Below are 13,171 nucleotides of genomic sequence, written 5' to 3'. Positions count from 1 at the left end.
CGGATAGCTTCCACGCCGTTCACGCACGGACCTCAGGAGGGAGCACGGGCATGGCGGACGCCCTCGCCGGCGGAAAGAGACCAGAGGGACAGGGCCACCGGGACGATGCCTTCGTCCGCTCCACCTTCCGGCTCGCCGACTGGGTCACCGGGAACCTGCGATCGGTGCTCGTCGGCGGCGCCGGCATCGCGATCATCATCGTGGGGGTGGTGTACTACATCAACTTCCAGGCCTCCGTACGCGAGCAGGCCGCGACCGAACTCGCGACCCTCCGGTTGGGGGCGACGGGCCCCGAGATGCTGATCCCGGATCTCGAGGCGTACGTCCAGCGTTTCGCCGGCGTGCCGGCCGCGGACGAAGGCCGGCTCCTGCTCGCGCGAACATACCTCAACGCGGGCCAGCCGGTCGAGGCCGAGCGGGTGGCGAACGAGATCTCCGTGGCGCCCGACGAGCCGGTGGGACTCGCGGCACAGACCCTCCGGGCCGCCGCCCAGGAAGTGTCCGGCGATGCGGAAGCCGCCGTCGCGACCTACCAGAGGCTGGGGGAGGTGGCCCGCTTCCCGTTCCAGCGTCGCGAGGCGCGGGCCTCGGCGGCCCGAGTCCTCACCTCGCTGGGCCGCATGGAAGAGGCGGAGACGATCTACGCCGCCATCGCCGAGGAGGCCGCCGCGGAAGATCCGATCGAGGCGAGCGTCTACCGCCTCCGGCTCGGCGAGGTCAAGGCCCAGCTCGCCGGCAGCAGCGGCTGACCACCCCTAAACTCCTTCTCTCCAACCGCTTCACAGCTCCCATCTCATCCGTTTATGGTCTCCAAACTGACGACCCGAAGATGTGACGCAAACGTAAGGTAGATCAGCAACTTAGGCTCACCCGATTTGGCGCGTATCCGTGCCGCGCAACCGATTTGTGATCGGTCCGCGGAGGGGGAGCCGACCGCCGTCTTCGGGATCTTCCGGCAGCTCCATGAGGGATTGCAGCGCCTCGCGGACACCGGGCACGGGATCGGCGTCACCGCGCACCGCCAGCGTGATCCGGGGGTCGCTCGAGCGATCGTGTGTCACTTTTTCGGCGCCACATCTGCCCCATATTCATCCGCCAGCTACAGCGCTCCAAGGGGGCAACTTACCCGAGGATATGGGGGTGTCTGGAGGCGGTCTCGAGGGGGGTAGGGGGTCTAGGCGGCTGGAGGTGGCTGACGCGGGTCTCGCACTATGCTCCAGGAATCCGGCGATCCTTGTCCTACACGCCGGACTTTTTCTTCAGGGTTCCCGCGGGTTACCTCGTTTGGGCACGCCGTGGGACGCGTGGGACGGTTACTCCCTCTCCGCCTCGTGGTCCTCCCGAATCGCTTCCACGTGACGCCGGATGTTGAGCAGGACCGCCAGCGGCCCGCAGAACACGCCCGCCATGAGGCCACCGGCCAGCGCGCCCAGCATCATCCCGAACCCGCGATCCTCGCCGGTAAACGCACCCGCAGCGACGAATCCGAAGAAGACGAGACCGTTGGCCCACCCAAGCCAATTCCACTTGTATTCCGTGATCGATTCGGAGTCTTCGTACGCCTCGGGGTGTCCCGCGTGCTCGTCCATTCGGGTTCCTCCGTGGGGTAGCTTTTGTTGCCGGTGGGGGGGGAACGTGGGACGTGGGACGCGTCGGAGGAAAGAGGTGGCAGCACGCCGACGCCGGAGGCAGGGAGCTGGAGGCGGAGATTCGCGATGCCCGATAGTGTATCTTGAGGACGACCTTATCGTCGGCGAGATCTGCTGCGTTCGGGCGGACGACCAATCGTGAAGGGGGATAAGCAGATGAAGTTGAGCTGTGTCCTATGTGGAGCAGTTATCGTACTCACCTCGATAACATCGAGTCCCGGAACGGATTCTCGGGTGTGTTCTGATTGTGCTGCGTCACCGGATTTGGCTGCGCAGCTTACGGTGCCACCACCAGCAACGGCTGCACCAATCGTCGAAGTGCTACCAACTACCGAACCAGATCCGGATTCGCAATCGTGACACAGCGTGTTGCGTCACATGATGCGAGCGTGTACTAGGCCCGGGGAGCGCTAGTAGAATGGACCTGTTCTTGTTGGTTCTGCTCTGGATTCCGATGCATGTCGTGATCGCCTTCTACACGGGCTTTGGTGCTGAGGCGAAGGGTCACAGACTCTGGCCGTGGTTCTGGGGCGGCTTGCTGTTCGGGTGGATCGCGTTGCTCGCGATGGTCGGTCTCCCGCTCAAGTCTCAGTACGAGGGGCCGCCAGCGCCGCGAGCTACGGAGGATTGACGGAGGGTCGCCCCGGGCGTCTACGGCAAGGCGAGGCGCGGTCAAGCAACGCATGGCGAGGCGAGGTAAGGTCCCGCGAGGCGTGGTTCGGTTCGGGATGTTCTAGGCGCTCCAGCGCGCCCCGGAGGGGTCGGCCCGGGCGTACTGCTCGGGATACCGTCCGGCTAGCTGCGCGTGGCGCTCGGCGATGAGTTCGGCAATGCTCGGGACCGCTTGGGGCCGCATGGCCTCCACCTTGGCGGCGACGGCCTCATCAACGCATCGGCGGGAGTGGGTGGCGTAGGCCGGGAGGAACGCGAGGTGTCCCGAGGCCGTCCGGACGTTCCGCGCCGGGTAGGTGACATGAGGCGTTCCCGTAGTCGCCCCGGCCGATCCTCATCCCCGGGAGCGCGATCCGCTTGTCCGCCCGGATGAGCTTCGCGCACCATGAGCAACGGAGAGGCGCGGGCGGTCCCGATTCGTGGGCCGTCCCGGCGCGGCCGAACGCATCATCGGCCATTCGTCTCGGGGGGGATGATCGGGTGCGCGATGGGCGTCGAATCGGGGGCCGGTAGTCCCTCTCAATCTCCGTCGCGTACCATTTCCCAGCGAAGCGCATCGGCGTTTTCCATCCCCCGGACGGCGTCTTGATGGAACGTCGCGAACGCGGCCGGGCCGGGTCAAGATGAGTCTTCGGTTTCCTGCCGGTTTTTCATGGTCTCCCCCGTGTTGTCGCGTAACCCTCCGCCCCATCACGGTCGCGAGGGTACATGAGAGAGAGTACAGCAAGTCAGGACGGAGCGTGATAGGTTGGATCTGGCCTGTTCCGAAAAAACCTAAACCAACCAAATGGCGCATAAGATATATTATGTAAACTTGATGCGAAAATGCCCCTCGCCGGACTACGTTACTCCCTCACTGGACGAAGCCGAAGGAGATCGAGTTGCCCAACGGAGGATCGGACTGCTGCGGAACGTGCTGGTTCAACCGTGCGAACGCGGGTGAGGCCGGAAGCGCAAACCATGAGGGGTCCGTCTCAAGTTACTGCGAGATCCGCGATCTGCCGATCCCCGACCCGTTCTATACGTACTGCAGCAATCATCCTTATAGACTCGACCGCCGCGAGCCGATCCCCATCGGCCCTGTGTTTACCGCCGCCGATGCAGACGCCGAACGCGAGGTCTGGGTAGAACCGCCAGATACGGAGGAAATTCGCAGCCACCTCCTTCGCCTGCTGGCCCACGCGGATAATCCGCAGGACCACTACCCGTTCTTTGGCGGCCCCATCCCGGCAATCGTAGCTCGGCAACTGGTAGAATTCCGCGAGCCCCGGGCGATTCCCATCCTCGAGCACATCGGACGTGAACTGAGCAGGCGCGGCGAAGAACCCGACGGGATCCACCAGGCGATCGCGCGGATTCGCGGGTCGCGGGAGCTGGACGGTCCGGCCGAGCGCTGCTAGAACGTGAAGGTGTGGGAGAACTTCACCATGAGCGCCCGCCCCGCCGAGAACGGGAGGCGCGGGTCGATGCCTCCGTTCGCGCGGTCCATGTAGTAGCCCTCGTTGTACACCACCCACAGGTCCACGCCCTCCCGGAAGTGGTACCGGAAGCGCGCGTTCACCGTCGTCTGGTCCACGGTCGAGTTGTACTGCGCGAGCGCGCTGAACGACAGATGCGTGTCGAGCGAGAAATCCAGCCTGAGCCGGGCCAGGTGCGTCGTCAGTTGGTTCTGGCCCGGAAACTCGAAGCGGTTGATGTCGTATCCCGGCCGAAGCTCGAAGTGCCTCGAGAGGTTGAAGGCCGGGTTCAGCTGCAGGCTCACGCGGCGCCCGTCGTAGAAACTCCCGACGGACCCGCCGAGTTCCCCTCGCATGCGGCCGCCGCGGGCGAGGCGCCACGAGACATCCGCCTCGTGGAACCAGTATTCCCCCCGTTTGATGTCCAGGCTCGCGACGCGGAACCGCTCGCGGATGCTCTCGAAGCTCGACCGCGAGGTCAGCGTTACGAACGCGCCCGACTTCATCGCGATCCGCATCATGGGGGCGATGGTCCGGGACTCCGGCGTGAGATCCGAGTTCCGGTAGTAGTGCTGGGTATTGGCGCCGAGTGTCACGGTGCGCAGCCCCGAGTCCGCACCGAGGAACCAGCTGTACTCGGTCGACCCGCCGAACAGGGTGAAATCGTCCCGGAGCTGGAAGCCGAGCCGCGGCAGATAGTCCACTCCCACGCGCCGGTACCGGGCGCTGTAGTTGAACCCTTCCTGCCGCCGCCGCTCGAACTGCGCGAAGAAGGCCCCGGCGTCGAGCGGGTTCCGCTCCACCACCTCGTCGTCGAAGGTCTGGGCCCACTTCAGCGTCAGGTACTCGTCGCCGAACAGCCGGATCTCGCCGTCCGCGCCCCAGGCGATGTTGCGCTCGCCGTTCGCGTCCACCCGGGTGGTCACGATCCCGCCGACCGATGAGTTGTCGTTGAACACCTGCTGCTTGAGCCGGAGCACCCCCATGTTCTCGCCCGGCCGCCCCGAATTCGGAGCTGTCTGCATGTTGAGGAACCCGAAGTCGAGCCCCCCGGCCCGCCCCACCACGCGCGCGCCCCCGTAGATACGCACCAGATCTCCGCGGTCGAGCCCGATGCGGCGGCTGAAGAACACCCGGTCCGTGATCCCGCCGGTGGCGAAATCGAAGGTCGCGGACCGCTCCTGAAAGAACTGCCGCTTCTCCGGGAAGAAGAGCGGGAAACGGGTCAGGTTGATCTGCTGGTCGTCCGCCTCGACCTGGGCGAAGTCCGTGTTCGCCGTCAGGTCGATGGACAGGTTCGAGGAGGGCGAGTACTTGATGTCGAGGCCCGGTTCCCGCGTGGGCTCGTCGGTCGTGTCCCAGTACGCGGCCTGCACGGCCGGCGGCTCGAGCAGGGTCGGAATCTGCGTCATCCCGCCGAGGAGGTACGGCGTCACGTACACCGGCTTCGTCCGGTCCACCCTCGTGAAGGTGACGCGCTGCGCGAGCGACGGCTTGCCGAAGCCGAAGAAGCCGTACTCGGGCGAGATGTCTGGATAGACGTGGCGCTCGTTCTTGCGCGAGATGGAGCGGTAGACGATGAGCCCCATCGTCACTTCCCCACCGGTGTTCTGGAACCCCAGCGTCGAGAACGGGATGCGCATCTCCGCCGACCACCCGTCCGTCGTCTGCTGCGCGAGGCCGTCCCAGTGCGCGTTCCAGTCGCTGTTGAACGGCCTCGTTCCCGCCGTGAATTCGGCGTCGCTCCACACGGTGCGGTCGGATCTGGCCCCGTTCGGATTCACCACGAACGCGACGGCGGTCTCATGGTCGTTGTAGCTGTCGATCACGATGGAGAACTGATCGTCGCCGCTGAACCCGTCGCGGGTGAAGCTGTTCGCACGGATCCCGGTGGGGTCGGAGTCGAACAGCCGGCCCGAGACGTAGAGATACCGGTCGTCGTAGGCGAGCCGGATCTCCGTTTCCTCCGTGAGTTCCCCGCCGTACATGGGCGAATACATCACGAGGGGCACGGGTTCGATGTCGTCCCATGCCGGCTCGTCGACGAAGCCGTCGAGGTGGATGTGTCCGTGCCCGTCGAGCCTGGTGAGGGGGACGGAGGGCTTGTCGCGCCCGCCGTTCTGCGCGGCCGCCTGCGCCGGAATCCCGGCCGCGAGCGCCGCCCACAGGCCGAGCCCCACCAGGCGCCCGACGCTCGGGCGAGCCGGCTTCACCCCGGTCTCACCGGATCTCACCAGATGAAGGTGTGAGAGTACTTGATCATGATGTTCCGCCCCGCCGACCACGGGAGTCTCGGCCCGAACCGCTGATCGCGTTCGAAGTTCAACCCTTCATTATACACGATCCACAGATCCGTGCCTTCCCGAAAGTGGTACCGGAAGCGCGCGTTGATGCTCGTGCGCCCATCGATGTTGTTGTACTGCGCGAAGGCGCTGAGCGAGAGGTGCGTGTTGAAGGCGAAATTCAGCCGCAGGCGACCGAGTTGCGTCGTCGTCTCTTCGCCCCGGTCGGAAAACTCGATCCGATTGACCTCGTAGCCGCCGACCACTTCCAGGTAGCGGGAAACGGTCCACGTGGGGTTGAAGATCAGCCCCACGCGCCGCCCGTCGTAGAAGCTCCCCACCGTCGTCCTGATATCGCCCCGGAAGATCGTGCTGCGCGGCAGCATCCAGTCGATGCCGGCCTCGTGGAACCAGTATTGGCCCGGCTGGATGGACACCGTACCGACCGGAAACGGTGTCCGGATGTCCTCGAACTGCGTGTTCGAGTAGGCCGTGATGTTCGCGGTCGACTTGAAATCGAGCGACACCGAGGGACGAATGGAGCGGGACTCGATCGTGAGGTCGGCGTTGCGGTGGTAGTTCTCGCCCATCGCCAGAAGCGTGACGGCGTTCAGCGTGGCGCTCGGGCCCCTGAGCCAGGTATGGGCGAACTGCCCGCCGTACAGCGTGAAGTCGTTCCGCAGCTGGAAACCGAGGCGCGGCCGGTAGTCCGGACCCACGCGCCGGTAGAAGAGATTGTACCAGATCCCGCGATCCGTCCGTCGCTCCCAGCGGGCGCGGATGAGACCCGCGTCGAGCGTGTTGCGCTCCCTGACCTCCTCGTCGTGGCTCTGCGCCCACGTCAACGTCAGGTATTCGTTGCCGAACGGACGCAGTTGAGAATCCAGCCCGTAGGCGACGTTGTCCTGGCCGTTCGAGCCGTAACGGGTCGTGACGATCCCTCCGACGAACGAATACGGATTGAACACCTGCTGCTTAAGCCGCAGCACGCCCATGTTTTCGCCCGATCGCCCCGCGGCCGGAGCGGTCTGCATGTTGAGGAATCCGAAGTCCAGGCCCCCAAGCCGGCCGACCAGCCTCGCGCCCCCGTATATGCGGACGAGTTCTCCCCGCTCGAGCCCGATGCGCCGACTGAAGAAAACACGGTCGGTGAACCCACCCGTCCCGAAGTCGAAGGTCGAGGTGCGTTCCTGGAAGAACTGCCGCTTCTCCGGAAAGAAGAGCGAGAACCGGGTGAGGTTGACCTGTTGGTCGTCCGCCTCCACCTGGGCGAAGTCGGTGTTGACGGTGAGATCGATGGCCAGATTCGACGACGGAGAATACTTGAGGTCCAGGCCGGGCTCGGCCGTGTGATCCTGCTCCGTCCCCCAGAACGAGGCGGCGGCAGACGGCTCCCGCAGGACCGGTGTTCGGCTGAGGCCCCCGAGCACGTACGGGGTCACGTATGCGGGTGTCGTGGGCTGGACCTCGCGCAGCGTCATCCGCTGGCCCTGTGACGGCTTGAGGAACCCTCCCTGGCCCCATTCGCGTCCGATCGTCGGATAGACGTGGCGCTCGTTCTTTCGGGCGATGAAGCGGTAGATGATGATCCCCATCGTCACTTCGTCGCCCTCCGCCTGGAATCCCAGGGTGGAGAACGGGATCTGGTATTCCGCGAACCACCCCTCTTCGCTTCGCGAGGTGAGGACGTGCCAATGGGCGTTCCAGTCGGCGTTGAACGGCATCACGTCTCCCGTGAACACGCCATCGTTGGAGAGCGAGCGATCCTGGCGGACGCCGGCAGGTGTGGTACCGAACCACAGTCCGGTCTCGTAGTCGTTGTAGCTGTCGATCACGACCGAGAGGAGATCATCGCCGCTGAACGCATCGCGGTAGAAAGTGTTCGAGCGGATGCCCTCGGGGTCCGAGTCGTACATCCGCCCGGACAGGTAGAGGTACTCGTCATCATGCGCGATCCGGACCTCGGTCCGCTCCGTCATCTCGCCCCCGTGGGTCGGGGCCCACATGAACATCGGCAGTGGCTCGATCGCGTCCCAGGCGGGCTCGTTCACGACCCCGTCGACGTCGATCTCTCCCGTAATCCGGGGGATCGGCACCGGCACACTCGACCGGAGCGACGTCACGTCCACTTCGTCCGGGTCCCCGGTCTGCGCGGCGAGCCCGGGGGTCAGGAGCAGACATGCCGGCACGATCCACGCGAGCGGAGCCGGGCTTCGCTGAAGTCGACGACGGGTGGGGGCCAACGGCATGTATCCGGGGTCGGGAGTGCTTCCGGGAGGTTCTTCGTCTACCGCCAAAACACTCCGGCGAGGCTGAGGGTTCAATCCCCGTGCGTTGGCGGGTCCGCTGTTGCGGCCTACCAGCTGAAGGTGTGCGAGTACTTGGCCATGATCGTCCGCCCCGCCGACCGCGGCAGCCTCGGATCGAATCCCCGGTCGCGCTCGAAGTTCAACCCTTCATTGTAGACGATCCAGAGATCCGTGCCCTCCCGGAAGTGGTAGCGGAAGCGCGCGTTGATGCCGGTCCGCTTGTCGAGGTTGTTGTACTGCGCGAACGTGCTGAAGGAGATTTGCGGGTTGAAGGCGAAGGACAGCTTCACGCGGCCGAGTTGGGTCGTCGTGGCCTCGCCCCGGCCGGGAAACTCGATCCGGTTGATTTCGTAGCCGCCGCCGATCTCCACGTAGCGGGATGCGCTCCAGATCGGGTTGAAGATCAGGCCCGCCCGCCGCCCGTCGTAGAAGCGCCCCACGGTCGTCTTGATGTCCCCGCGGAAGATCGCGGTGCGCGGCAGCATCCAGTCGATGCCGGCTTCCTGGAACCAGTATTCGCCCCGCGGGATCGACACATCCGCGACGTGAAACGGGATCCGGATGTCCTCGAACTGCGTGTTCGAGTATACCGTGATCGTCGAGCCCGACTTGAAGTCGAACTCCAACTCCGGGCGGATCGAGCGGGATTCGGGCGTGAGGTCGGCGTTCCGGTAGTAGCTCTCGCCCATCACCGAGAGGGTGATGTTGTTGAGCGATGCGTTCGAGCCCTGGAGCCACGTATGGGCGAGCTGCCCGCCGAAGAGCGCGAAGTCGCTCCGCAGCTGGAATCCGAGACGCGGCGTGTAGTCCGGCCCCACGCGCCGGTAGAAGAGATTGTACCACAGCCCGCGGTCCGTCCGCCGCTCCCAGCGGGCGCGAAACAGACCCGCGTCGAGCACGTTCCGCTCGACGACCTGTTCGTCGAAGGTCTGCGCCCAGGTGAGCGTGAGGTACTCGTTCCCGAACGGCCGCAGTTGCGTATCCACGCCGTACGCGACGTTGTCCTGTCCGTTGTTCCCGAGTCGCGTCGCCACGATCCCGCCCACGAACGAATACGGGTTGAACACCTGCTGTTTCAGCCGCAGCACGCCCGTGTTTTCGCCCGAACGCCCCGCGGCCGGAGCGGTCTGCATGTCAAGGATGCCGTAGTCCAGCCCACCGACGCGGCCGACGACCCTCGCGCCGCCGTAGATCCTGACGAGTTCCCCTCTCTCGAGCCCGATCCTGCGGCTGAAGAAGACGCGATCCGTGAAGCCCCCGGTTCCGAAGTCGAAGGTCGAGGAACGTTCCTGAAAGAACTGCCGTTTCTCCGGAAAGAAGAGCGAAAAGCGGGTCAGGTTGACCTGCTGCTCGTCCGCCTCCACCTGGGCGAAATCGGTGTTGACCGTCAGGTCGATGGCGAGATTGGAGGACGGCGAATACTTGAGGTCGATCCCGGGCTCGGTCGTCCGGTCGCGCTCCGTCGCCCAGTACGAGACCGCGTCGGACGGTTCACGGAGCACCGGCGTCTGGCTGAGGCCTCCGAGCACGTAGGGGGTCACATGGACCGGCGTGGTGGGACGTACCTCGCGCACGGTCATGCGCTGGGTCTGTGACGGCTTCATGAACCCGAGCCTGCCCCATTCCCGCGCGATGGCCGGGTACACCTGGCGCTCGTTCTTGCGGCTGATGTAGCGATAGATGGTGATGCCCATCGTCACTTCATCGCCCTGCGCCTGAAACCCCAGGGTCGAGAACGGGATGCGGAACTCCGCGAACCAGCCTTCCCCGTTCCGGGTCGTACGGACATCCCAATGCGCGTTCCAGTCCTGGTTGAACGGCGGCAGGTCACCCGAGAACTCGGCGTCGTTGGAGATCGAGCGGTCGTGGCGGACGCCGGCGGGGGTGGTGGCGAACCAGAGCGCGGTCTCGTAGTCGTTGTAGCTGTCGACCACGAACGAGAGCAGGTCGTCTCCGCTGTAGATATCACGGTAGAAGGTGCTTACGCGGATCCCGTCCGGGTTCGAGTCGTACATCCGCCCCGAGGCATAGAGGTATCGATCATCGTGCGCGAGGCGGATCTCGGTCCGCTCCGTCAGCTCGCCGCCGTGGGTCGGGGACATGATGAACAGGGGGAGCGGATCGATCGTGTCCCAGATGGGCTCGTCCACGATCCCGTCCACTTCGATCTCTCCGGCGATCCGGGGGATGGGCACCGGGACGCTGGAGCGCAGCGACGTGACGTCCACCTCCCCCGCCCCGCCGGCCTGGGCCGCGAGCCCCGGCGCCGCGAACGGAGAGCCCAGCGCGATGCAGGCGAGTCCGATGACACGCCGGCGAGCCCGGAGGTTCAATCGTGACGCGTGAGAAGGAAGAACCACTGCGGAGCCAAGCGTAGAACCCCCCGCCGCACCGGCGCGGGGAGAAGTGACAGCAGCCGCCACACCGGTCTCCACTTCGAGTCGCCCCCGCCTCCCAACACGGAGCGAAGCGCGCGCTCCGTAATGTCGCTGGTGTGGAGACCCGCCACATTCAGCTTGCACCGCAGCCGCCGATATCCGAGGAAGCGGATACCGCTGTAGCTGTCGCCGCGCCGCGTCAGGCGCACGTACCGGTCGGCGAGACGCTCCGGCAGCCAACTGAGGAAAGGGAGCCGATAATGGGGCTCGAGGGTCGCCCACCGACTCCCCGCGGTCACGTAGGCGCGGCCACCGGGCTTGAGCACCCGCGACACTTCCTCGAACAGTCGCCGCGGCTCGGCGACATGTTCGTAGATGTGATTCACGATCAGGAAGTCGAAGGTGGCGTTGGAGACGGGCAGCCGCCCTCCGTCCGCCACACAGGTCCGTTCCCGTTCGATCACCACCTCGCGATCGATCTCGAAGCCGAAGATCGGTTTTCCGCCCATCTTCTCGAGTTCACGCTTCAGCAGGCCGGTTCCGCTTCCGAGGTCGCCGATCACCTCCGCCGACCGGATCTCATCGTCGATGATGGCCGCGACCACGGCCGCCTTCCGGACACGGCTCTTCCTGTACTCCGGACTCGAGAGAAAAGCCGCGTAGTAGTCCCGCTCCACAGCCTCGGCCTCCGGTGAAGGGATCGTCATTCGACAAGTTCGGAGCCGCAGTGCTTGCAGTGCTGGGCATCGGCATCGTGACCCGGCGTGGCGCAGCGGAGGCAGATCCGCTCGAGCGCGGTCCGCAGACTCTGGCGCCCACCTACGATCTCGGCGGAGACGATGCCCGTCGGCACGGCGATCACGCCGTACCCGAGGATCATGAGCAACGCGGCGAGCATCTGGCCCAGCGTGGTCTGGGGCGTGATGTCCCCGAACCCCACCGTAGTCACCGTCACGATGGCCCAGTAAACGCCGCGCGGGATGCTGCTGAAGCCCGCCGCAGCCCCTTCGATCACGTACATCGCGGAGCCCACGAGGCTGACGACGACGAGCACCGCGATGAGGAAGACGGCGATCTTGTACGCGCTCGAACGCAGCGCGTGGAGCAGGAGCCGTTCCCCGCCCACGAACTGCGCGAGCTTCAGCACCCGGAAGACGCGCAGCACGCGCAGAAGACGGATGACGGCGAGCGCCTGCCCGCCCGGGACGAAGAGGCCGAGGAAACCGGGCAGGATCGCGAGCAGATCGACGGTCCCGAAGAAGGAGCGCGCGTACCGGGTCCCCTTCTCGGCCGAGATGAGCCGAAAGACGTATTCGATCGTGAACAGCCCCGTGAACAGCCACTCAAGCGTCCACAGCGCCGACCGCGCGCCGACCGCCAGTTCGTTCACGCTCTCCAGCATGACCACGACGACGCTGGCCACGATCACGCCGATCAGAACGAGATCGAACAGCCGGCCGGCCGGGGTCAGGTTGCCGAAGATGATCCGGTGCGCCTCGCACCTCCACCGAGGCCGCGTGGAGAAGACGGGGTGGCGCTCGTAATCGATCGCCGGCCGCACCGGCTCCCGCCGCGACGGGAAGTACGACATGGTCCGGTTTACTGCCATTACAGCCTCCCGAGCAGGGACCGCAGTCGGAGGGCCCACACGCGCCACACCGCCTCGCGGACGATCGCGCCCGACATCTTGCTCCGGCCCGCCACCCGATCCGTGAACACGATCGGGACCTCGCCGATTCGGAACCCCTTCTTCCAGGCGCGGAAGTTCATCTCGATCTGGAAGGTGTACCCGGTCGATCCCACGGCATCGAGGTCGAGGGCTTCGAGCACGGGCCGCGTGAAGCACTTGAACCCGCTCGTCGAGTCGGCCAGCCGCAGACCCGTGACGAAGCGCGCGTACCTGTTCGCATAGTAGCTGAGGAGCAGCCGCGACATGGGCCAGTTGATCACGTTCACCCCCGCAGTATAGCGAGAGCCGACGACCACATCGAAAGCGGCGGTCGCCGCGATCATGTCGGACAGGTAGCGGGGGTCGTGAGATCCGTCGGCGTCCATCTCGAAGATCAGGTCGAAATCCCGCTCCAGCGCCCAGCGGAACCCGGCCACGTAGGCCGACCCGAGCCCGGACTTCCCTTCCCTGTGCAGGGCGTGGACGCGGCGTTCCTCGGCAGCGATCGAGTCCACGAGAGCGCCGGTCCCGTCCGGCGAGGCGTCGTCGACGACGAGCACCGATAGCCGGCTGTCCCGGGCCAGCACGGCTGAAATGATGCCGGCGATCGAGTCGATCTCGTTGTAGGTAGGCAGGATGACGAGGCCGCGCCTGTCCACGGCGGGATCGGACTCGGGTCCCTCACCGTGATCCGGTGCGGGGGAAGAAGGCGTGTCGGTGCTCATGGCGCCGACAACCTAGCGGCCCCGACCCTG

At 65.6% G+C, this 13,171-nt stretch carries 12 protein-coding genes; 3 read left to right on the top strand and 9 right to left on the bottom strand.

Annotated features, from left to right (window positions below; genetic code table 11):
- Nucleotides 1–50: 50 nt before the first annotated feature.
- Nucleotides 51–749: a hypothetical protein gene (locus ACOQPP_RS04190; RefSeq protein WP_419166499.1), complete on the top strand. Its 699-nt coding sequence runs from the start codon at nucleotides 51–53 to the stop codon at nucleotides 747–749.
- Nucleotides 750–866: 117 nt separating this feature from the next.
- Here ACOQPP_RS04190 and ACOQPP_RS04185 read toward each other — a convergent pair whose 3' ends face one another.
- Both ACOQPP_RS04185 and ACOQPP_RS04180 read right to left on the bottom strand, forming a co-directional pair.
- Nucleotides 867–1,061: a hypothetical protein gene (locus tag ACOQPP_RS04185; RefSeq protein WP_419166500.1), complete on the bottom strand. Its 195-nt coding sequence runs from the start codon at nucleotides 1,059–1,061 to the stop codon at nucleotides 867–869.
- 252 nt (nucleotides 1,062–1,313) lie between these two features.
- On the bottom strand, nucleotides 1,314–1,589 hold the full coding sequence (locus tag ACOQPP_RS04180; protein WP_419166501.1) for a hypothetical protein: 276 nt from the start codon (nucleotides 1,587–1,589) through the stop codon (nucleotides 1,314–1,316).
- A gap of 478 nt (nucleotides 1,590–2,067) precedes the next feature.
- On the opposite strand from ACOQPP_RS04180, the gene ACOQPP_RS04175 reads away from it, so the two are divergent.
- Nucleotides 2,068–2,280, top strand: a complete 213-nt coding sequence (locus tag ACOQPP_RS04175) for a hypothetical protein (protein ID WP_419166502.1) — start codon at nucleotides 2,068–2,070, stop codon at nucleotides 2,278–2,280.
- A gap of 102 nt (nucleotides 2,281–2,382) precedes the next feature.
- Here ACOQPP_RS04175 and ACOQPP_RS04170 read toward each other — a convergent pair whose 3' ends face one another.
- Nucleotides 2,383–2,505 carry a hypothetical protein gene (locus ACOQPP_RS04170; protein ID WP_419166503.1) on the bottom strand — a complete coding sequence of 41 codons (123 nt, stop codon included), beginning with the start codon at nucleotides 2,503–2,505 and terminating at the stop codon, nucleotides 2,383–2,385.
- Between the two features lie 697 nt (nucleotides 2,506–3,202).
- Between ACOQPP_RS04170 and ACOQPP_RS04165 the strand changes: the two genes are divergently transcribed.
- Complete coding sequence (locus ACOQPP_RS04165) at nucleotides 3,203–3,721, top strand: hypothetical protein (protein WP_419166504.1); 519 nt, start codon at nucleotides 3,203–3,205, stop codon at nucleotides 3,719–3,721.
- Here the strand turns inward: ACOQPP_RS04165 and ACOQPP_RS04160 are convergent.
- From ACOQPP_RS04160 to ACOQPP_RS04135, 6 genes are all read right to left on the bottom strand, one after another.
- Nucleotides 3,718–5,991 (bottom strand): DUF5916 domain-containing protein, encoded by a 2,274-nt coding sequence (locus ACOQPP_RS04160; RefSeq protein ID WP_419166505.1) that lies wholly within the window; start codon nucleotides 5,989–5,991, stop codon nucleotides 3,718–3,720. The two genes, ACOQPP_RS04165 and ACOQPP_RS04160, sit on opposite strands and share 4 nt — an antisense overlap.
- A 17-nt stretch (nucleotides 5,992–6,008) precedes the next feature.
- On the bottom strand, nucleotides 6,009–8,303 hold the full coding sequence (locus tag ACOQPP_RS04155; protein WP_420635909.1) for a DUF5916 domain-containing protein: 2,295 nt from the start codon (nucleotides 8,301–8,303) through the stop codon (nucleotides 6,009–6,011).
- A gap of 113 nt (nucleotides 8,304–8,416) precedes the next feature.
- Nucleotides 8,417–10,702, bottom strand: coding sequence for a DUF5916 domain-containing protein (locus tag ACOQPP_RS04150; RefSeq protein ID WP_419166507.1), 2,286 nt, complete (start codon nucleotides 10,700–10,702; stop codon nucleotides 8,417–8,419).
- Entirely contained in the window at nucleotides 10,699–11,454 is a 756-nt protein-coding gene (locus ACOQPP_RS04145; protein ID WP_419166508.1) for a methyltransferase domain-containing protein, read from the bottom strand. Before ACOQPP_RS04145 ends, ACOQPP_RS04150 begins: the two co-directional genes overlap by 4 nt.
- Nucleotides 11,451–12,356, bottom strand: a complete 906-nt coding sequence (locus tag ACOQPP_RS04140) for an ion transporter (RefSeq protein ID WP_419166509.1) — start codon at nucleotides 12,354–12,356, stop codon at nucleotides 11,451–11,453. Before ACOQPP_RS04140 ends, ACOQPP_RS04145 begins: the two co-directional genes overlap by 4 nt.
- On the bottom strand, nucleotides 12,356–13,141 hold the full coding sequence (locus ACOQPP_RS04135) for a polyprenol monophosphomannose synthase (protein WP_419166510.1): 786 nt from the start codon (nucleotides 13,139–13,141) through the stop codon (nucleotides 12,356–12,358). Before ACOQPP_RS04135 ends, ACOQPP_RS04140 begins: the two co-directional genes overlap by 1 nt.
- Nucleotides 13,142–13,171: the final 30 nt, after the last annotated feature.

It is taken from the genome of Candidatus Palauibacter sp., assembly GCF_965222475.1.
GTDB lineage: Bacteria > Gemmatimonadota > Gemmatimonadetes > Palauibacterales > Palauibacteraceae > Palauibacter.
This window is presented reverse-complemented; position numbering and strand designations above follow the sequence as displayed.

Bases quoted from the DNA above. Each gene is read 5' to 3' on its own strand.
- ACOQPP_RS04190 (WP_419166499.1), top strand. From the start codon at position 51: ATGGCGGACGCCCTCGCCGGCGGAAAGAGACCAGAGGGACAGGGCCAC.
- ACOQPP_RS04180 (WP_419166501.1), bottom strand. From the start codon at position 1,589: ATGGACGAGCACGCGGGACACCCCGAGGCGTACGAAGACTCCGAATCG.
- ACOQPP_RS04175 (WP_419166502.1), top strand. From the start codon at position 2,068: ATGGACCTGTTCTTGTTGGTTCTGCTCTGGATTCCGATGCATGTCGTG.
- ACOQPP_RS04170 (WP_419166503.1), bottom strand. From the start codon at position 2,505: ATGCGGCCCCAAGCGGTCCCGAGCATTGCCGAACTCATCGCCGAGCGC.
- ACOQPP_RS04145 (WP_419166508.1), bottom strand. From the start codon at position 11,454: ATGACGATCCCTTCACCGGAGGCCGAGGCTGTGGAGCGGGACTACTAC.
- ACOQPP_RS04140 (WP_419166509.1), bottom strand. From the start codon at position 12,356: ATGGCAGTAAACCGGACCATGTCGTACTTCCCGTCGCGGCGGGAGCCG.
- ACOQPP_RS04135 (WP_419166510.1), bottom strand. From the start codon at position 13,141: ATGAGCACCGACACGCCTTCTTCCCCCGCACCGGATCACGGTGAGGGA.